We start from the raw sequence: 20661 nt of genomic DNA on the forward strand, positions 1-20661 counted from the left end.
TTGCATTTACCCATGTCATGGTGCATTTACAACTTCGTGAAATTTCCAATGTGCATTTACAACTTCAATGTTGCATTTAGGATTTCAACTAACCAGGTTATAGTATACACTGCCAAGATATTTATTTCAAGAATATCTAGTTATAGAAAACAAGTATTGGCTATTTCCGAGAGGAGATCGTATAATCTGAATCAGGAGGGGACTTATATGGCAAAAGCATCAGATAAGCAGGGGATTTTGATACAAAACCTGGTGGATGCAGGTTTTGATTCCCAGACAGTTTGGGCCTGCCTGTGCTTAGTGGAAGAAGGGCGGCAGGCCCAGTTGCTGCGGATACTCGCGCAGCAAAAGGATGCTTTGCTGGATACAGTCCACCAAAGCCAGAGACAGATAGATTGTCTGGATTTTCTGGTCTACCAGATCAAACGCGGAAATGTATTTTAAGGATGATGGAGGAGGATTCCCATGAAAGCAGCTTTTGAAGGATATTCATTTAAACTCAGTGAAAATGTCACCAGAACAAAGGTATATTTCAGAAACCGTTACGGCATTGAACTGGCCGGAGATCTTTACGTGCCAAAGGGCGCTAAAGACAGGCTGGCTGCAATCGCTGTGTGCGGTCCCTTTGGCGCGGTGAAGGAGCAGGCGTCAGGGTTGTACGCAGATGAGATGGCGTCCAGAGGTTTTGCGGCCTTGGCTTTTGACCCGTCTTTTATTGGAGAAAGCGGGGAAGAGGCGAGGAACGTGGCTTCACCGGACATCAACACGGAGGATTTCTCTGCCGCGGTGGACGTTCTTTCCAATATGGATATGGTAGATCCCGAGAGGATCGGCGCCATAGGAATCTGCGGCTTCGGTGGAATGGCTTTAAACGCAGCGGCCATGGATACCCGTATCAAAGCAACGGTTACGTCCACTATGTATGATATGACCCGTGTTAATGCAAAGGGCTACTTTGATCAGGATGACAGTGCCCAGACACGCTATGAGATGAAGAAAACTCTGAACGCCCAGCGCACAGAGGATTTTAAGTCCGGTACCTTTGCCAGGGCCGGGGGTGTAGCTGACCCGCTTCCCGATGACGCCCCCTTTTTTGTGAAGGATTATTACGATTATTACAAGACGGAGCGCGGGTATACGGAGCGTTCCCTGAACTCCAATGAGGGCTGGAATAAGACGTCCTCTCTGTCCTTTATCAATATGCCGATCTTACAGTATAGTGAGGAGATCCGCAGCGCGGTGCTGATGATCCATGGCGAGAAGGCACACTCCTGCTATTTCAGCCGGGATGCCTTTTCAAAGCTGACAGGCGGTAACAAGGAGCTTTTGATCCTGCCCGATACGGTCCACACAGACCTGTATGACAGGAAAGATAAGATCCCATTTCATAAGATCGAAAGCTTTTTTACGGAAAATTTGTGCCAGGGGAGATCACAATGAAAATAACATATATATTAATACCGGTGGCTGCTTTTTCTCTGCTTTTGCTCTGCGGCAGCGGAATTTCACCAAATCCGCAGTCAGGCGGAACTTCTTTAAATCCGCCGGCCAACGAAACCTCCTTCCGGTCTGCGGTTCAGACCGCAGACCAGACGTCTGAAGCCACGGCAGATGCAGCTGTCTTTGATCTGCCTGCCGGGGAAAATGGTATGGCTCCCACGGTCAGGCTGAACAGTGGTTATGAAATGCCCATTGCCGGAATCGGTACATACAGTCTCTTGGATGATGAATGTGTAAATTCCATTGTATCAGCACTGGACAGCGGAGTGCGGCTGATCGATACTGCTTATATGTACCACAATGAAACGGCAGTTGGCCGGGGAATCCGGCAGTCCGGCGTGCCAAGGGAAGAGATCTTTCTTACCACAAAGCTGTATCCCACACAGTTTGCCTATGCAGCGGAGGCCATAGACGAGGCATTGGAAGCCCTGGGAGTGGAGTATATTGACCTGATGCTGCTCCATCATCCGGGTTCTGGTGATGTGCAGGCGTACAAAGCCATGGAGCAGGCGGTGGCAGATGGAAAAATCCGTTCCATCGGTCTTTCTAACTGGTATATTGAGGAGATAGATACTTTTCTTCCCCAGGTGGCCATTCCCCCGGCGGTGGTCCAAAATGAAATCCATCCCTATTATCAGGAAAGCGAAGTTATCGGCTATATGCACGGTCTGGGAATTGTGATGGAGGGCTGGTACCCTTTGGGAGGCAGGGGGCACACCCGGGAACTTTTGAATGATGAAGCCATTGTTTCCATTGCCCGGGCTCACGGACGCTCCGCGGCACAGGTGATTCTGCGATGGAATCTGCAAAAGGGCGTTGTGGTAATTCCCGGTTCCAGCAACCCGGAGCATATCCGTGAGAACATTTCCCTGTTTGACTTTGAACTGACAAGGGAGGAGATGGAGCAGATCAATGCCCTGGACCGGGGCGAAAAACATGACTGGTATTAATAGGAGGTCCCTTATTTTGATCGATATGCTTCCGCCCCAAAAGTCCGTGCCAGTGTAGGCAGAGTGTTGAGAAACAGGAGGCAAAAGGCATTAAAAGCATATTCGATATGCTCCATGTCAAGACATACTAAATGAGCATACAGTTCATATTTGTTGGCAAACTGACGTGCTGTTTGAAATGAGATTTTTTTAGCAAGCTGCCATTATGCACATGAAAAAAGAACATGACGATACCTCCCCGATACCGTCATATCCTGCCGATGGTAATAAACAAATAAAAATCTGTCTGTTGCCGATTGCAGAGGAACAAGGTTTTTACCATGTTCATATCCAGTTTTTCATCAATGGCAACGCAATCCTCCATAGTAATCGCTTCATCGGTATCGACACGCTGGAAAGGAATTTGCAGTTTTTCTAACGCCTCATAAACTTTTTCCTGAAGCTGCGTCTGAAAGCGACAGGGGGCTTCGGTTTGAATTTCACTTACATAAAACATTGTGGTCACACTCCCGCTTGACTTTTTTGCGTATTCAGTTTACCATGTTCCATGTAATTACAAAAGCGAATGTTTATCATAGGATATATGATAAAATCAGATGAATGGAACAGGGTGACAACATGGACATGAATATTCAAAAATATATGGCGTTTGTCAAGACGGTCGAGTATGGCAGTTTCACAAAAGCCGCAGAAATACTGAATTACTCTCAATCTGGTATTAGCCGTATGATAAACGACTTGGAAAAGGAATGGAAAGTTGTCTTATTGGAAAGGGGGAAATCCGGCGTAAAGCTGACAAGCGATGGAATGAAGTTGCTTCCTCATGCAAAGAGTGTCTGCATGGAATATGAAAAGCTGCAAATGGAAGTGGACGAACTGAACGGGCTGCAATCGGGGCTTATCCGTATCGGCACATTTTCCAGCGTAGCAACGCACTGGCTCCCGAATATTATCAGGGAATTTCAAAAGGCCTATCCGGGCATTGATTATGAATTACTGCTTGGAGATTATACAGAGATTGAGGAATGGATTTCAGAGGGGCGCGTGGATTGCGGCTTCCTGCGATTACCGACTTATTCTGACTTTGAAACCGTTTTTTTAGAACAGGACAGGCTGCTTGTCATTTTGCCGGAAAATCATGCTCTGGCGCAGCTTGAAAAAGTCCCTGTGGCGGCTCTTTGCAACGAGCCATTCATGCTCTTGGAGAAAGGCGCAAAAACGGAAGTGTCGGAAATATTTGAACGCTGTAACCTGACGCCCAACGTACATTTTACAACATGGGACGATTACGCGATTATGTCAATGGTGGAAAGCGGTCTTGGTATCAGCATTTTGCCGGAATTGATTTTGAAGCGCGTTCCATACCGGATTGTGGCAAAGGAATTAGATGTACCCGCATATCGAAAAATCGGAATTGCCCTGCGGAGTAAAAAGACAGCTTCACTCGCAGTCAAACGGTTCTTGGAGTATCTTCAATACCGTTAAAAATCCTATATTGAAAGTATGAAACAGCGCATTTATATTCAGCCGGATTTTCGGTTGTGTATAGATGCGCTGATTTTATGAAATGAAAAATATTTTTCTTAAATTTTCTAAAATCTTTGGCAAAAAGACTGTTTGCGGTGTTGTAGATAGTAAAAGAAATGCGGATGTTTTGTGAAAAAGCAAATCTCATATAAGGGCCTATCCCAGGTAATCCAGCACCCGGAACGAGTATTCATAGGTAAACAGGGCCAGTCCGTCATTCATATCGATCCCAAACAGGTCCGACATTTTCCCAAGGCGGTAAAAGAAAGTGCTTTTGTGGATGTGCAGCTCCCTGGCTGCGGACAGGGCGTTCCGGTTCTGGGCAAGGTATACGCGCAGGGTCCGGGCGTATTCCGTGTTGGCGGTCCTGTCATATTCCATGATACGGGTAATGGCAGGATGGACGGAAGCGCTTAGAAGGTTCTTATCATGGTACTGATAGAAGCCGTGCTCCATAAAATATGTTTCATAGTAAACAAAGGACGGGTGATCCGGCCGGGCTGTTTTTGCGTATAGCAAAGACAGCTCTTTTACTTGTTGGTAGTAGATGCTGCTTTTTGCAATGTCGGTATAGGGATAACTGATAAAAGCCTGCATATGGTTCAGCTGTAAGAAGGCATCAAAACGGCTCCTGCATGTTTCGCTGAAGGGCTCCGCTGAATCGCCGGGCAAAAGCACGGTCAGGCAGCCGTGAAACAGCACCACCATACAATTCGGCAGCAGGGCAAGCAATTGTTCAAAATAGCCTTTATATTGACTTGGTTTGTGGTCCGGGTCCGTAAATGACAGCAGCAGAATGGTATAATAGGGCATCTGCACGCGTCCCAGCTGGAGCAGGTGGCTGGTTATGTATTCCGTGCGGTCAAAATGCCCCTCCAGCAGCTCCGTGAGGAAATATTCATATTTCAGGCCGGTGGGATGGCGGTAACCGGCGTCCTTCTGCATTTCAATGGAAAGCATTTGGGAAAATACATCGATCAATTCTAAATCATCTTCTGTAAATTCACGGACTGTCCCTCTGACGCAGACATATCCCACCACTGCATGCCGGATGCGTATACTCTCAAATACCCATTTATATGGATAATCATCAAGGGTTGTGACATAGGGCGCAGAGGAGGAATAAATGTGTCTGATGATTTTGCGGTCCTCCATGTTCTGAAAAAGGGCGTCCTTCAGATAGAGGCGTCCATGTTTTTTCTCCAGATTATCAGCATCCTCCACCACGGGACTGGCTGCAATGATTGAAAAACTGGTATCGCATATTGTCACAGGATTGCCCAGATAGGCGTGGGCCACATGGGCCAGCCCCTCGATCCCGTGGCCGCTGTGCAGCGACCGGAACAGTTCCTCCTGTTTCAGCTTTTGTGTATTGTGCATGAAAATGACTTCCTGGACCGCATTAAACAGTTGGGCCAGGCCGATCTGTTCCCTGATATAGATAATGTGAGGGTCAGGCAGCGGCTCACATAACCCCACCATCAAAAGGTTCCGAGGGCGCCTGGCGGGGAGCTCGTTCTTGGAATCACTGATATAAAGGAGCTGCCCCTCTAAGTCCTGTGCCTGTCCCCCATATGTCCGTCCCATATATGTCTGTCCCTGCCCTGCCCGGTCCTGCTCACAGGCCAAAAAGCGGATCCCCTCAATCCTGGTCCGCCCATTCCACTGCCCTTCTATTTTAATATCAAATATCTCCTCCAGATGACGGACGATCGTTTCCAAATATGCCATGTACAGCCTCCTGTCAGACAAATGTACGAAAAGTAACACGAAAATGCGGATAAGATCCGACTTGAAACGGGTGCCTGTTAAAAAAATAACTGATATATTTTATATGAAGTATAACAGATTCGGGAATCTGTTTCAATCAAAAGTCGATTCAGACAAGTGTACAGGAGGAATCTCCGAGAGTACATACAAATGTCCAGGAGGAAAAGAGATGGCAGTTAAAGTAATGGGGATTACAGCAGGCAGAAAGGACAGCAACAGTGAGATCCTGTTAAAGGAGGCGCTTATGTACTGCGAGGAGGCCGGTGCGGATGTGACAATGATCAATTTAAAGGATTATCACATCGAGAGCTGCACGGGCTGTACCTCGTGCACAAGAGGCATGGCACAGGGAAAGCATACAGGCTGTGTGCTGGATGAAAAGGATGATAAAAAGAAGATCATGGAAGTGATGCTGGACCAGGACGCGGTGATCTTTTCAGCGCCCACCTACGATCTGATGCCCAATGCGGAGTATCTTATATTTGCCCAGAGAAGTTTGAGCTATGAGACGGCATTTTTGGAGACCATTGGTGCAATTGACCATAAGGACCGGGTTGCGGGGCTGATCTGTGCGGGCGGTTCCACCAGGGCATGGCAGTCCATGGCTCTGGAAGCCATGCAGGCCACCATGTTCACCACGGATATGAAGGTGGTGGATATGATACTGGCAACGCGGGTTCCGGGCCGTGCCCAGTGCCTGTTGGATGACGCTCTCATGGCCCGTGCGAGAAAGATGGGAGAACATATCATGAAAGCAGCGGCAACACCTCCCGGGGAGCGCGGATGGCTGGGAGATGAGGATATGGGCTGGTGTCCAAATTGTCACTCCAATGCCCTGGTGCTGGGAGAACCCCAGTGGGACGGGCTGCATTATCCCGTGGAATGTCAGGTCTGCGGCGCGGGCGGAGATCTGGAACGGACAGGGGATGGAAAATGGAGATTTGTCATCCAAAAAGACGGATATCTGAAGGACCGCACCACAGTGGCAGGCCGGGCAAAGCACCTGGAAGAGATCGGGCATACCGAGGGCGGATTTTATGCAGAGCCAAAGAATCTGAAGGCGGTGCAGGAAAGGGTGCGGAAGTATAAGAATAAGCAGTTTAAGGGGATTTAAAAGTATACTTATACTACTTTGTGCGTTTGCACAAAAACCAGCTATCTGCGGCGGAAAACATAAGGTGCAGGCATGATGTTAAGGGATTGTCAATCCACTATAATTTGAATCAGATCAAATGTCACTGAACAGTTACGATAAAATAATAATGGATTCCGGACCGGAGCATATTCAAACACGCTCTGCAACGGTCTGCCAAAAAGGAGAGGCAATGAGTCAATTCACACATCTGGAAAGCCCCATGACAATCCGGGGAAAAGTGTACAGAAACCGCCTGATCGCAGCACCTACCCTGTTTGCACATTCCGTATTTTTTCTGCCTGAGATTGCTGAAAATGTATACCGGATGGTAGAGAACCGGGCCAAGGGCGGGTTTGCGGCCGTGTCAACGGGGGAGCTGCCCGTGAACAATGAGGAGGGCACCACCCTGTTTATGGAACGTGCCATTGACATGGATGACTACGATGGGGAAGATTTTAAAAAGATCAGGGAGTATGCGGACCGCATCAGGAAGCATGGCGCTCTCGCCTATCTGGAATTTTCCCATGAGGGAGCGGTGGCTGAGACAAAAGCGCCTTATGTTCCCTGGGGCCCGGACGCCTATGTGCGGGAGGACGGGGTACAGGTTTTTGCGCTGAACCCTGCAATGATGGAAAAGATCTGCAATGATTACCGGAAGATTTCCAAATTGGCAAAGGCCTGCGGATTTGACGGAGTGTTGGTTCACGGCGGGCACGGCTTTAACATGCAGCAGTTTATCTCGCCGTGGACCAATCACCGGACCGATGAATTCGGCGGAAGCATGGAAAACCGCGCCCGGTTCCCCAAAATGATCCTGGAAGCAGTGCGTGAGGGCATTGGGGAAGATATGATCCTGGAACTGCGCATGTCGGCGGAGGACGGAGTAAACGGAGGAATGACCATTGACGATATGGTGGAATTCTGCCGGGAGATCGATGGCATGGCTGATATCATCCATGTTTCCAACGGTTTGAAATGGGCGGGAAACCAGACGCAGACATTCTCGGATTTCTTTGATGTGCACGGCGTAAACGTAGAACATGCGGCAAAGGTCAAGGCGGCGGTAACCAGATCAAAAGTAGCGGTAATCGGCGGAATCAACGACCCGGCCTTTGCGGATCAGGTGATCGCGGATGGGAAGGCGGATTTTATTGAACTGGGACGCCAGGGATTTGCGGATCCTGAATTTCCCAACAAGGCATTTTCCGGCAGGGAAGATACCATACGCAAATGTGTGAGATGCTTTTCCTGTTATCCCGGTTTCTGCGAGCACAGGACCGATGTGCCTCTCTGGGAAAAAGGGCTTTCCAAGGAGGATGTTGACCGCATTTACAGCCCCGCATCCATGGGGCGCTGTGCCATTAACCCCAATTCCGGGTTCGGCTGGTATGAGGACCGGCACCCATATCCCACAAAAAGCAGAAATGTGCTGATCATTGGCGGCGGGGTGGGAGGCCTGCAGGCTGCCATCACTGCCAGGAAGCGTGGGCACAAGGTGACACTCCTTGAAAAGACAGGGGAACTTGGCGGTACGATCAACTTTACGGACTATGACGAGGACAAGGAGGACCTTAGAAATTTTAAGAATCTTCTGATCCGCGAAGCCGGGGAAAGTGGGGCCGGGGAAGCCGGGGCAGATATCCGCCTGAATACGGTGTGTTCCAGGGAAATCATGGATGAGTGTAAGCCGGATGCTGTGATCATAGCCACAGGCGCACGACCCATAAAGCCGCCCATTAAGGGAATTGACCGGGCCATGAATGCATTGGAAGCATATCACAATATGGACAAAATAGGAAAACACGTGGTTCTTGCAGGCGGCGGACTGGTAGGCTGTGAAGTGGGACTCCATCTGGCCAACCATGGCCATGAGGTGACTGTGATCGAGATGCAGGGAATGATGGCGTTTGAAACATTTGGATACTACCGCAATGCCCTTTTGGATGAAATGGACCGGCGCGGTTTGAAGCAGATGCTTCATACAAAGGTGCTGGAGTTTACAGATAAAGGCGTGCTGGTTGAAACGGACGGCGAACAAAAGCTGATTGCGGCGGATACATGCGTATATTCCATGGGGATGAAGGCGGACAAGGCAGTTGTGGAAGAGATCCGGGAGATGGCCGGAGGAATCAGGACATATGTCATCGGGGACTGTGACAGGGCCGGGAAAGTCGGAGATGCGGTCCATGCGGGCTATGAAGCGGCGATTGATATCGTGTGACTGATGATGTGAAATTGAATAAAAAAATTGGAGGTATTATTGGTTATGAGGAAAATGGAAACAGACGTTATTGTTGTGGCAGCCGGCCTTTCCGGCCTTGCAGCCTGCATTTCAGCGGCGGAAAACGGGGCCAGGGTACTGGTTTTTGAAAAGTCCAACACCACAGGAGGTGCGGCCAATATGGGCATGGGACCTCTGGGAGTCGGTTCCAGGATTCAGAGGGAGCACATGATCTCCCTTACTCCTGGGGAGGCGTTCCGCAAGCACATGTATTTCACCCACTACCGTGTGGACGCGCGGATGGTGCGTGATTATTACTTCAAGTCAGGGGATACCATTGACTGGCTGTCGGATATGGGCGTGGAATTTGCAGGTGTGCAGAGGGCGTTCAGTGCGCCGGAGAATACGAGAGCATACTCGGACGGTGAATTTACATGGCATGTATGCAAGCCCGAGGACGGCGGCATCCCTGGGCCAAGGGCAGCCACATCCATGACAAAAAAGATGACGGAGCGTGCAAAAGACCTGGGAGTGGAATTCCTGCTGGAGACTCCTGTCTGCAAGGTCATTATGGAAGACGGCCGCGCGGTAGGAGTGATGGCCAAGGATAAAGACGGTGAAGAGATTGAGGCCAGGGCCCAATCAGTGATCCTTGCCACCGGCGGCTTTGGCGATAATCCTGTCATGATCAAAGAAGAGACTGGATATGAGTTCGGAAAGACCATTTTTAATTTCGCTATTCCGGGAATGAAGGGGGACGGGATTAAGATGGCATGGGAAGCAGGGGCAGGCAAGGAGCCGTGCACCATGGAGCTGATGTACCAGCTTCCCGACAATATGAATCATTTTATCCTGGACGGCGCGTTCCGCCAGCCGTGCCTGTGGGTCAACCGCAACGGGCAGAGGTTCATGCCGGAGGATCAGATCGGAAACACCACCTTTACAGGAAATGCGGTCACGGCCCAGCCCGGCAGCGTGGCCTATTCTATCTTTGACAGCAAGCTGCTTAAAAAATACAAGAAAAAAGGTCCGGACATTGTCAGCCACGTACACCCCCACGACCTGTATGATCACTTTGACGAACAGTGGAACCGGGATCTGGCGGACGGATATGAGCCGATCGCGCAGGCGGACACCATTGAGGAACTGGCCGAAAAAGCAGGCATTGATGCGGAAGGCCTGGCCGCGCAGGTGGAGGAATACAACGAGATGTGCGAGGCTGGATTTGATGAGATTTTTGAAAAAGACAGGCACTATATGCAGCCTATTGCAAAGGCGCCGTTTTACTGCTGCCGCCAGAACGTGGGCGCTTACGGTTCCCTGGGCGGAGTCAAAATCAACCATAAGACAGAGGTCATGACACAGGAGGCAAAGGTAATTCCGGGTCTGTACTGTGTGGGAACCGATGCGTGCAACATTTTCGGGGACAGCTATCCCTTTATACTGTCCGGCAATACCATGGGCTTCTGTTTAAACAGCGGGCGTATTGCAGGTGAAAATGCAGCGGCCGGGTTGGATGAGTTTGAGTATTAGAGAATACAGACGGCGGAATCAGGAGCGGAAGAATGAAGATTACCATTGACGGAAAAGAAATAGAAGCAAGGCAGGGGCAGTCGGTACTGGACGCGGCGCTGGATGGGGGGATCTTTATCCCCCATCTGTGCAGCCACCCGGACCTGGAAGCAAAGGGAGGATGCCGCCTGTGTTCCGTGGAAATAGAAGGCGGTGACCAGGCGGTCCCGGCCTGTAAAACCGAGGCCCGGGAGGGCATGAAGATTACGGTAAACGGGGCAAAGGCTGAGAAGGTCAGAAAAACGGCCATGGAACTGATACTGGCAACCCATCCGGCTGACTGCACCGGATGTCCCAAGTATGGCAAATGCGAGCTGCAGTCCATGTACCAGTACATGGGGGTCAGTCCGGAGCGTTGGAGAAAGAAATCCAGAAGTCTTGCCAACAACGACAGCAACCCCCTGATCTCCCACCTGTTTACCAGGTGTGTCCGCTGCGGAAGATGTATCCGCGCCTGTCAGGAGCTGCGCGGCGTAAAGGTGCTGGATTATATTAAGACGGATGCGGGCATCTGCGCAGGTGTTCCGGATGGAAAGTCGTTAAAGGAAGCGGGATGCCGTTTCTGCGGAGCGTGTATCGAGGTCTGTCCCACCGGTTCCATTATGGATCAGGTAAGGATCATGAAGGAAGACCGTTCCTATGCGGAAAACATTGTGCCTTGCAAAAGCACCTGCCCTGCCCATATCGATATTCCCAGATACATCCGCTATATCAGGGACGGGGAGTTTGACAAGGCTGCGGCGGTGATCCGGGAAAAGGTGCCGTTTCCGGAGACGCTGGGAAGCATCTGCAACCATGCATGTGAGAGTGAGTGCAAGAGAAATGAACTGGATGCCCCGCTTTCCGTGTGCAGGCTGAAGCGGGCGGCAGCGGTAAACGAGAGCGGCGCCTGGAAGGAGCATGCACGCAGGGAAGCCCCCACGGGAAAGAAGGCCGCTGTCATCGGAGCAGGCCCGGCGGGCTTAACAGCCGCCTACTATCTGGCGAAAAAAGGACATGGGGTGACTGTGTTTGAGAAAAACGAAAAAGCCGGGGGCCAGTGCCGTTACGGTATACCGGCCTACCGGCTCCCGGATGAGCTTTTGGACCGGGAGATCCGGACGGTTTTAGAGGCAGGGTTTGAATGTAAGACAAACACCCCGGTCCAGGCTCCGGCCAGTCTTTTGCAGCAGGGGTTTGACACGGTGCTGGTTTCCGTGGGAACACATAAGGGAACCAGACTTCCTCTGACAGGAAACGATTTGCCCCAGGTATACTTAAACACCGATTTCCTGCGGCAGGCCAGAACAGGGTCGCCCCTCCCCGTGAACGGACGGGTGATGGTCCTGGGCGGCGGCAATGTGGCTTATGACTGTGCCAGGACAGCGGTCCGTCTGGGCGCAAAAGAGGTACATATCGCCTGCCTGGAAAATGAACGGCAGATGACCTCCACCCCGGAGGAAATTGCGGAAGGTACACAGGAGGGAATCATCCTCCACGCGGCCCATTCTTTCCTGCAGATCACCGGTACGGACAAGGTGGAAGGAGTGGAACTTCAGAAAGTTCAGCAATTTTACTTTGATGAAAACAGGAAGGCCGTCATAGAGCTGGAAGAAGGAACCAGACACATTGTTCCTGCAGACTATGTGATCTTTGCGGTCGGTCAGAAGCCGGAGGGAACAGAGGACATGGGACTGGAGCTGACACACGGCCCTTACATTCTGGCCGATGCAGACCTGCGCACCAGCATGGAGGCGGTCTATGCGGCAGGTGACGCTGTGACCGGAACTAAGTCCGTGATCGCTGCAATTGCAGCAGGACGAAGGGCGGCGGAGCAGATGGACCTGTACCTGGGCGGTGACGGCGATATCAGTGAGGAACTTTTGGAAAAGGAAGTCCCGGCCGCTTATATTGGCAGAATGGAAGATTTTGCAGAGTTAAAACGCCAGGAACCCAGGACCGAACCTCCATCCCGGCGCATACAGGGATTTGAGGAGGCGGAGCATCCCTTTACCTGTGAACAGGCCATGTGCGAGGCCGGAAGATGCCTCCAGTGCGACCTGCGCCTCCAGCTGGCCAGACCAAAGCTCTGGAACGAATACTAAGGGGGTAAGAGAGATGACTACATTGGAAAAAATTCAGAACCTGAAAGAGAATGAATGTATCGCAGACCTCCTTTTGAATGAAGTCCGCGCTAATGAATGCCGGACCTGCGGAAAATGTGTATTCGGATACGAGGGCATCACCCAGCTGGAGATGACCTTAAACGACATCACGGAGAAAAAGGGCCGCAGCTCTGATCTAAGCCTGATGGAAGAACTCTGCGGCCTGATGAAGACCCAGTCTCTCTGCGGGACAGGGGAAGAAATCGCAGACGCGGTGCTGGCCGCCATTGAGACTTACCGCGGGGATTTTGAAGAGCATATCGGCAAAAAAGGATGCAAAGCCGGTATATGCAGGAAGTTTATGACCTATCATATCCTGGCGGACCGGTGCACGGGCTGCGGGGACTGCATGGACGAATGTGAGGAGGACGCGGTTCTTGGGAAAAAACGGTTCGTTCACGTTATTGACCAGGATGAGTGTACCCAGTGCGGCGCCTGTATGAGCGTGTGCGAAGAAGACGCGGTGGTAAAGGCCGGTGCGGTCAAGCCGAAATGTCCGCGCAAGCCCATTCCCTGCAGACGGTGAGACAGACGAAAAGAGCCGGTCCGTTAATTCAGCCGGTCCGGCTCCTTTTTCTTACTCAATCATCCCCAAATACCTCATGATCCTTACCGACAAATTAAAATTCATAAAATCTTCCCCCTCGATAAAATCACAATCCGTAATTTCCTTAATCTTTCCCATCCGGTACAGCAGTGTATTCTTATGGATATGCAGATTTTCAGCAATCTTTGCAGGCTGCCCCGGCCGGGTCAGGTATTCCCTCAAAGTCACCATAAAATCAGTGTTCTTTTCCCTGTCATAGTAGTACAGCTTCATCAGTCCCGGGTGGATCAGAAACCGTATTTCAGAATCCTCCTTCTCATACAGCTCCAGCATCTGGAACAGATAATAGTCGCTGTAATAATAGATGGGGGCCGGGTCCTTAAGTTTCAGGCCCAGATGGACGGAATCAATGGCCTGCCGGTAGAACCGGGGAGTGTCCTCCAAATTCTGGTAAAAGTTGCTGATCCCTGCCTTCAGGCGGTTGGCCGACAGGTATTCCGACAGCTGGGATATCTCGTATTCACTGAGGTTCTGGTCCATGGCCCGGCTGATGAGAAATACGATGCTGTCCTCATAAATGGAATAGATGCTGCCTCCGAAGATCTTTTTCAAATACTCCAAAATGACCTCCAGCTTCAGATCTGAAAAACTGTGACTGACCGGCGGGATGACCACAATATAAAATGTCTCCTTCAGGCTGTAACCCAGGACCTTCAGCCTGTCCTTAATATCAGACACATTCTGCCGCGGATTTTTCAGAAGATCGGCCAGAAAGTAGGAATACATCACACCCCTGTTTCTGGAATAGGCGGAATCCTTCTGCAGCTCCATGGAGACCAGTTTGCAGAAGCGGTGGAAAAAGTCCGCATCATATTCCCGGAAGGGATGCTCGGATTCCAGCATCATCACATGGCCCACCTCCACCTCCTGTATATGGACCGCATCCACCAGCATCCCCTTTTTGACCAGCTCGTTGATGAAGTAGTAGGCGGTATCGCTGCTTCGGACCTTCTCGTCCAGCCGGTTGAACCGGATGGACCGGATCCCTTTTTCGCTGATATAACCGGAAGCGCTTTCCTCACGGAAGAAATCATTATCCGGTATAATGCCCGCGGACATGGCCAGATATTTATTCTGCAGGTCTACCACATAAATGGGATTGTGAAACAGCTGGGAAGCGGTATCGATCAGGTGCTGAAGGCCGTTGCCGGAGAACAGCGCATTGGTCAGGATGTGCATGCCGGTTGTGATCTGCTGCAGCTCGGTCAGGTTTTCCAGCGTAACATTAAAAAGCTGGGCCTGTGAGATTTCCGGACCAAAATAGACAATGGTAAATGCGCTTTCATCATAGGGAGAAAAGTCAATCTCATCTCCATAACAGAACAGTGTAAATGTGGAAACCGTGTCCCTATGGGGGAGCAGAGCAGTGGAGGTCAGATAGAGGACGGTCTCCTCAAAACGGTTCTGCTCCGGTGTCAGGATCCTTATGTTAAGCATATCGCAGTTGGATTGCCTGTTGCCGAATATCTGCGGATAATAGTGTTTCTTTTCCAGTTTATCTAATAAGATCTGATATTCCATAACCCCTCCATTTCGCATTGTGCGTCCGCACAAAAATGAGCTTCCGGCAATTGCCATCATTAGCCGGAAACACGATGATAACAGTGCTTTTATTATATATAATAATCACACAATCGTAAATAGAAAAACGGGAGAAAAAAGGGAAAGGAAGGAAGCTGTCTATGAGTACACTAGGAAAATATAACAGAAGCGTTTCGATCATCGGCGTGGGCTGTACCCCATTTATGTACACGGTAGATCATCCGGAGACGGATGGACTCACCGAGGGGGAACTGTTCGGATACGCGGCATTAAAAGCAATGGAGGACGCGGGAGTCAATCCGCGGGATGTGGATTTTTATTTTCACGGTGAAGCAAGCCCGCTCAACGGTTCCAACTATCTGACACCCAATGTTCAGGTTGCCAACTGGTTTGGAATGAAGGGAAAAGGATCCATCCACCATTCGGAGGCATGCTGCACAGGTTATCTTGCCATTGAGCAGGCGGTCAATGCAGTGGCGTCAGGAAAATACAACTGTGTTCTCACAGGCGCGGTGGAATTTGGTGACAGCACTCCGTCACCGGCCGACAATGTGGAAAGCCCCAAGCACCCGTATAAGCGCGACAAGATGACCATGGAAAAGTTTTTAAAGACCACGTCATGGCTGTATGACCGCACTTACACAAGAAGCCTGATGGCGGGCCAGGAACTGATTTATGACGATGTCGCGGAGTGGTATGTGCGGACCAGGGGCATCACGGCCGAGCAGATGAACGATGCCCTGAACTGGATGTGTATCAACAACCGGCGGAATGCATCCGTGAACCCCCTTTCCCTGGAAAAACGGACATATGAGTCCCTTGCAGAGGAAGCGGGTATGACGCTGGACGAATACATGAATTCCCCCTATAACCCCAAAATGGGAGATTACCTGCGCGCCGGAGGCGTGGAACTGAAATGTGATGGCGCAGCCGCAGCCATTGTGTGCGCCACGGAAATGGTTCCGGTGATCGCAAAGAACCTGAAACACAGGCCCATCCAGGTGCTGGGAATCGGAAGCGCTGCCTGTGAAGCCACCACACCTCATTTTGAGGTACGCGCCACAGAGGAAGCGGTGCGTCAGGTATACGAACTCACAGGCATGTCCGGGGATGACCTGGACCTGTTCTATGCAAATGATTTTATCATCACCTCTCACCTGGTGTCGGCGGAGATCGCCGGATATCTTCCATACGGCGAGGGCTGGAAATACATCTGTGACGGACGCACGGCGTGGGACGGGGATAAACCGATCAATACAAACGGCGGGCGCACCTCCTTTGGCCATGCACATGCGGCATCGGGGCTGGCGGATGTCTATGAGGCCTGCAAGCAGCTGTGGGGCGAGTGCGGTGAGCACCAGGTAAAAAAACAGCCTAAGACTGCAATGTTAAGGGGATATGGCGGCGCCCAGAACGTTGCCGCTGTCCTGCTTCGTACAATAGATCAACAGGAGGTGTGATGATGAGCATTCAATTAGAAAAGGTGGTACAGACATTTTATGAGGGCCTGGAGGAGGGAAAGATTCTGGGACGCAAATGCCCGTTATGCGGAAATGTAGAATTCCCTCCGGTTTATGCCTGCAATCAGTGCGGTAATTATGAAACCCAGTGGTATGAGATCAGCGGCAGGGCCAAACTGCATTCCATCGTACTTCCGGCCGCCCTTTCATCCAAGCCGGAGTACAAGAACCTGGGAAAATACGCCTACGGGGAAGTGGAGCTGGAGGAAGGATCCCGGTTAAATGCGGTGGTCCGCGGCATCAGCAAGAAAAACCGTAAGGAATTGTCGGCCAAGCTTCCGCTGAACTGCCATGCGTCTATCTTCCAGAGAGAAGGCGGTTATAAGACGGTTGTGTTTGATCTGGACCAGGAGCAGTGATGTCCGGATCAGATGAAGAGCAGTAATGCGCGGATCATAAGAAGAACAGCAATCTATGGATCATATAAAGAAATAATGATAGAAAATGACAAAAAGGAGAATAAAATGGACAGAAAAGAATTAGAAGCACAGGTACTTCAGATGGTAGCCATGTCATACAAAAAGGATGTAAAGGATCTGAACACATCCACATCTTTTAAAGAGGATCTGGGAGGCGCATCCGTGCAGATGGTTGCCCTTGTGTCGGAAATTGAAAATGAACTGGATGTGGAGCTGATGCTTTCAGAGGCCAGCGCCTGTGCAACCGTTGGAGATCTGACGGATCTGATTGAAAAAGAACTGTAGGGAATAGAACTGTAGAGGATTTTTCAAACAGACTCCAGGAAATTTGTCAGGAGGAATCAATTATGAGTGTACTGGATCAGATTTATGAAAAAGCAAAAAGGAATCCCCAGCGGATCGCATTTCCGGAGGCTCTCAATGAGAAGATGATGCAGGCGGCTTATGAGACGGGCAAAGAGGGATATATTATTCCTGTGCTTGTCGGGTATGGGGATGAGATCAGGATGGCATTATCCGAAAAGAGATATGAGGAGAGTATTTTCACAATCGTGGATATCAGGGAGGAGACATATAAAAAGAGCCTGATTGACCGGTATGTGGACTTGCCCCAGGCCATGTTAAAGGAGAAGGCGCTGAACCGCCGGATGCAGAATCCATTGTATTACGCCATGGTTATGCAGGCCGTGGATGAAGCGGATGTGACCTTTGCGGGAATTGACAACACCACCGGAGATGTGCTGCTGGCCGGGCAGATGGTGATCGGCCTGAAGCCGGGAATCAGCGCCATATCCAGTATCGGACTATGTGATATTCCGGGATTCAAGGGAAGCGAAGGAAGCCTTCTGGCGATCGGTGACAGCGCTGTGTGCGCCAATCCGGATGCGGGACAGCTGGCGGATATTGCGATTTCCGCCTGTGATACGGTGAGCAGCCTTCTGGATTGGGAGCCGAGGTGTGCCATGGTCAGCTACTCCACTCTGGGAAGCGGCCAGGGAGAGCTGGTGGATAAGGTGGCTAAGGCGGTGGCAATTGCCAATGGGCAGCGCCCGGATCTTGCCATCGATGGAGAATTTCAGTTTGACGCGGCCGTTTCACCCCAGGTGGCGCTTAAAAAGGTGCCAAGGGAAAGCCGGGTAGCAGGAAAGGCTAATGTGATCATCTGGCCGGACCTGAATGTGGGAAATGTGGGAGTGAAGCTGATCCAGCAGTTTGGTCATGCCAATGCCTACGGACCCATGCTTCAGGGATTTAACAAAGTGGTATGTGACTGCTCCAGAGGCGCTCCGGTTTCCGAGATAAAAGGAAATATTGTCATCAGCGCCGTGCGTGCTGCTGGAAGTAAAAGGTAAGGAGACACAGCATGAAAGCATATAAAGTACTGACCATCAATCCCGGCTCCACCTCCACAAAGGTTGCGCTGTTTGAAGGAGATCAATGCCTGTATTCCCGGAATGTTTCCCACGAGGCAAATGAACTTGGGAAATTTAAGACCCTGCCGGAACAGCTTCCCTACCGCCGGGATACCATTTTAAAGCTTCTTAAGGAGGCGGGTATCAGCCTTGAGGATGTGGATGTATTTGTGGGCCGGGGCGGCGGTCTGCTGGCCGTGGAGGGCGGAACCTATGGGGTGACGGATCTGATGCTGGAACATGCAAGGACCTGCGCCAATGGCGTGATCCACCCGGCCGCGTTGGGCCCGCAGCTGGCCCATGAATTTGCAGAAACCTATGGCGCCAAGGCAATGGTGGTTAATCCGCCGGATGTGGACGAACTCCAGGAACTGGCGCGTATGACCGGTATCAAAGGAGTGTACCGCATCATTCATCTCCATGCGCTGAATTTGAAGGAGACGGCGATCCGCCACAGCCGGAATGTGATGGACAGGGCCTATGAGGAGTGCAATTATGTGGTATGCCACATCGGCGGAGGCATTTCCGTATCCGCCCATTGCAGGGGAAAGATGATCGATGGATATGATATTGTGGGAGGGGAGGGGCCAATGGCGCCTACCAGATGCGGAAGCATTTCCGTGGCAAACCTTCTGGAATATATGGAAACCAGCGGCCTGGGAGTGGCGGATGTGAGAAAACTCTGCACCAGAACAGGGGGATTTGTAAACCACGTGGGAATCTCGGACGCCATTGAATTGACGGACCGCGCTGCATCGGGGGACCGGTATGCGGAAATGCTCTGGGACAGCATGATCTACCAGATCGAAAAGTGCATCGGCTCCATGGCAGCCGCGCTTCACGGACAGGTGGACGGCATTCTGCTGGGCGGCGGCATGGTACATAACCAGGACCTTGTAAAACAGATCACAGATGCATGTTCCTTTATCGCACCGGTGACAGCCTATCCCGGAGAGTTTGAGATGGAAGCCATGGCTGCCGGAGCCATCCGCGTGCTGGAAGGCGGGGAGGAACTGAAAACATACACAGGAAAGCCGGTATGGGACGGTTTTGACTGGGAGTGACGGATATGGAAGAAAAAAGGATAAAGACAATCAATATGCTGACCCTGGCATTTGGCATTGCGTTTATGCCTCCGGTCTGGGCTGTGCTGGCGCCTTTTATAGGGGTGGATACCGGAGCCGTGGCTCTGATCTGCGCCGGACTATTTGTGGCCAACGGCAATAGACGGCAGGATACGTTTAAGATCAGCCTTGGTTTCCTGCTGGGCGATCTATGGGCGCTGACCGCGGTGTGGATCATGGAAATCCTGCCGTGGAATCCCAATGTGGAGCTGTACCTTACCCTGTTCATTCTGGGAGGGATTGCGGTGATCGTTGGGGAGACACTTGCAAAGGTGATCTATACACCGGCCTGGCTGTGCGGATGGGCCATCGGCCTTACTATCATGGGTCCCGTGAAAGTGGACCGGATCGGCACCCTGCCGGTCCAGATCGGGATCGCCATGCTGGTGGGAGTTATCTACGTGGGCGTGGGCGTTGACGCGTTTCAGAAAATGATGGTGAGACGGCTCATGAGGTAATAATGATGCAAAAAGTAAAGATAATCATCGCAGATACAGACCGGATTGCCGCACATGGGGATGAGTTTATCCACAGCATCCCTCAGTATTACGCTGAAAAATACAGGAATATAAAGGTAAAGCAGGAGGCATGCCAGGAATTGACGGCAGGCTTCCTGCTGAAGTCTTATCTGGGGGTATGGAGTGATGGACAGCTCATAAGGAACAGGTATGGAAAGCCCATGCTGAGGTCCGGGGAGATTTGTTTTAATCTGTCCCACAGCGGGAATTATGTGGCCCTGGCCATTGCGGATATGGAGATCGGGGTGGACATGGAGAGAATCATGGATATCCACTGGCCATCTGTAAGAAAGGTGTTTTCCGGGGAACAGCAGGTACGTCTTAAACAAACGCCGGAAAAGGAACAGTCCATACAGTTTACAAGGATGTGGACAGAGTGTGAGGCGGCTTTGAAACTATTGGGGACCGGGTTTGCAGTGGGAGCGGTATATGAAAATGAGGGGCGGTTCGTCCACTGGTTTCAATACGAGGATTACATGGTTGCGTGTGCTGCAAATGAGGACTTTCAGATATCTGTCAGAGAGGCTGGGAGGGAGGAACTGGTCCATGGGCCAAAGGCAGCTAAACGGCAGGCTGCGGGGAGGCAGGCCGCCGGGCATCCTTTGGGCCGGATCCGGGGAATGATGCGTGGGGAAATATAAAACTGCTCCCTATGGAAATGGGAAAATATATCTGGATTCTTCGGTGGGTGGGGCTGATA

At 51.0% G+C, this 20661-nt stretch carries 19 protein-coding genes; 16 read left to right on the forward strand and 3 right to left on the reverse strand.

Annotation, left to right across the window (positions count from 1 at the left end; all coding sequences use genetic code 11):
• Positions 1-207 precede the first annotated feature (207 nt).
• Genes ABID13_RS22305 through ABID13_RS22315 form a run of 3 tightly spaced genes read left to right on the forward strand, consistent with a single transcriptional unit; the run spans position 208 to position 2450 of the window.
• Positions 208-444, forward strand: a complete 237-nt coding sequence (locus ABID13_RS22305; RefSeq protein WP_007863029.1) for a hypothetical protein — start codon at positions 208-210, stop codon at positions 442-444.
• 21 nt (positions 445-465) lie between these two features.
• Entirely contained in the window at positions 466-1440 is a 975-nt protein-coding gene (locus ABID13_RS22310; RefSeq protein WP_048929492.1) for an alpha/beta hydrolase, read from the forward strand.
• Complete coding sequence (locus tag ABID13_RS22315) at positions 1437-2450, forward strand: aldo/keto reductase (RefSeq protein WP_117451591.1); 1014 nt, start codon at positions 1437-1439, stop codon at positions 2448-2450. Before ABID13_RS22310 ends, ABID13_RS22315 begins: the two co-directional genes overlap by 4 nt.
• Before the next feature lie 247 nt (positions 2451-2697).
• On the opposite strand, the gene ABID13_RS22320 is transcribed toward ABID13_RS22315, so the two are convergent.
• The gene (locus ABID13_RS22320) at positions 2698-2946 is read right to left on the reverse strand and encodes a YbaK/EbsC family protein (protein WP_242849232.1); all 249 of its coding nucleotides are present in this window, start codon (positions 2944-2946) and stop codon (positions 2698-2700) included.
• 122 nt (positions 2947-3068) lie between these two features.
• On the opposite strand from ABID13_RS22320, the gene ABID13_RS22325 reads away from it, so the two are divergent.
• Positions 3069-3935, forward strand: a complete 867-nt coding sequence (locus tag ABID13_RS22325; RefSeq protein WP_007863019.1) for a LysR family transcriptional regulator — start codon at positions 3069-3071, stop codon at positions 3933-3935.
• 198 nt (positions 3936-4133) lie between these two features.
• Here the strand turns inward: ABID13_RS22325 and ABID13_RS22330 are convergent, their stop codons facing one another.
• Positions 4134-5708 (reverse strand): PucR family transcriptional regulator, encoded by a 1575-nt coding sequence (locus ABID13_RS22330; RefSeq protein WP_007863018.1) that lies wholly within the window; start codon positions 5706-5708, stop codon positions 4134-4136.
• A gap of 208 nt (positions 5709-5916) precedes the next feature.
• Here ABID13_RS22330 and ABID13_RS22335 point away from each other — a divergent pair, with 208 nt between their 5' ends.
• The 5 genes from ABID13_RS22335 to ABID13_RS22355 all read left to right on the forward strand — a co-directional run bounded on the left by ABID13_RS22335 (position 5917) and on the right by ABID13_RS22355 (position 13345).
• Positions 5917-6861 (forward strand): flavodoxin family protein, encoded by a 945-nt coding sequence (locus tag ABID13_RS22335; protein WP_007863017.1) that lies wholly within the window; start codon positions 5917-5919, stop codon positions 6859-6861.
• Between the two features lie 211 nt (positions 6862-7072).
• Positions 7073-9103: an NAD(P)/FAD-dependent oxidoreductase gene (locus ABID13_RS22340; RefSeq protein WP_048929491.1), complete on the forward strand. Its 2031-nt coding sequence runs from the start codon at positions 7073-7075 to the stop codon at positions 9101-9103.
• Between the two features lie 45 nt (positions 9104-9148).
• Positions 9149-10636: an FAD-dependent oxidoreductase gene (locus ABID13_RS22345; protein WP_048929490.1), complete on the forward strand. Its 1488-nt coding sequence runs from the start codon at positions 9149-9151 to the stop codon at positions 10634-10636.
• Between the two features lie 32 nt (positions 10637-10668).
• The gene (locus ABID13_RS22350; protein WP_048929489.1) at positions 10669-12759 is read left to right on the forward strand and encodes an FAD-dependent oxidoreductase; all 2091 of its coding nucleotides are present in this window, start codon (positions 10669-10671) and stop codon (positions 12757-12759) included.
• 13 nt (positions 12760-12772) lie between these two features.
• Positions 12773-13345 (forward strand): NADH-ubiquinone oxidoreductase-F iron-sulfur binding region domain-containing protein, encoded by a 573-nt coding sequence (locus ABID13_RS22355; RefSeq protein ID WP_045092030.1) that lies wholly within the window; start codon positions 12773-12775, stop codon positions 13343-13345.
• Positions 13346-13396: 51 nt separating this feature from the next.
• Here the strand turns inward: ABID13_RS22355 and ABID13_RS22360 are convergent, their stop codons facing one another.
• Positions 13397-14947: a PucR family transcriptional regulator gene (locus ABID13_RS22360; RefSeq protein ID WP_048929488.1), complete on the reverse strand. Its 1551-nt coding sequence runs from the start codon at positions 14945-14947 to the stop codon at positions 13397-13399.
• Between the two features lie 161 nt (positions 14948-15108).
• Here ABID13_RS22360 and ABID13_RS22365 point away from each other — a divergent pair, with 161 nt between their 5' ends.
• The 7 genes from ABID13_RS22365 (at position 15109) to ABID13_RS22395 (ending at position 20602) form a co-directional block, all read left to right on the forward strand.
• Positions 15109-16428 carry a thiolase family protein gene (locus ABID13_RS22365; RefSeq protein ID WP_048929487.1) on the forward strand — a complete coding sequence of 440 codons (1320 nt, stop codon included), beginning with the start codon at positions 15109-15111 and terminating at the stop codon, positions 16426-16428.
• A gap of 2 nt (positions 16429-16430) precedes the next feature.
• Positions 16431-16847 (forward strand): Zn-ribbon domain-containing OB-fold protein, encoded by a 417-nt coding sequence (locus ABID13_RS22370; protein WP_048929486.1) that lies wholly within the window; start codon positions 16431-16433, stop codon positions 16845-16847.
• A 105-nt stretch (positions 16848-16952) separates the two neighbouring features.
• Positions 16953-17192: an acyl carrier protein gene (locus ABID13_RS22375; RefSeq protein WP_007863006.1), complete on the forward strand. Its 240-nt coding sequence runs from the start codon at positions 16953-16955 to the stop codon at positions 17190-17192.
• A gap of 62 nt (positions 17193-17254) precedes the next feature.
• Positions 17255-18259 (forward strand): phosphate acyltransferase, encoded by a 1005-nt coding sequence (locus ABID13_RS22380; protein ID WP_048929485.1) that lies wholly within the window; start codon positions 17255-17257, stop codon positions 18257-18259.
• Positions 18260-18270: 11 nt separating this feature from the next.
• Complete coding sequence (gene buk, locus ABID13_RS22385; RefSeq protein WP_007863004.1) at positions 18271-19383, forward strand: butyrate kinase; 1113 nt, start codon at positions 18271-18273, stop codon at positions 19381-19383.
• Positions 19384-19388: 5 nt separating this feature from the next.
• Entirely contained in the window at positions 19389-19901 is a 513-nt protein-coding gene (locus ABID13_RS22390; protein ID WP_007863003.1) for a DUF1097 domain-containing protein, read from the forward strand.
• A 2-nt stretch (positions 19902-19903) separates the two neighbouring features.
• Entirely contained in the window at positions 19904-20602 is a 699-nt protein-coding gene (locus ABID13_RS22395; protein WP_048929484.1) for a 4'-phosphopantetheinyl transferase family protein, read from the forward strand.
• Positions 20603-20661: the final 59 nt, after the last annotated feature.

This window comes from Enterocloster citroniae (assembly GCF_040545455.1).
Taxonomy (GTDB): Bacteria; Bacillota; Clostridia; order Lachnospirales; family Lachnospiraceae; genus Enterocloster; species Enterocloster citroniae.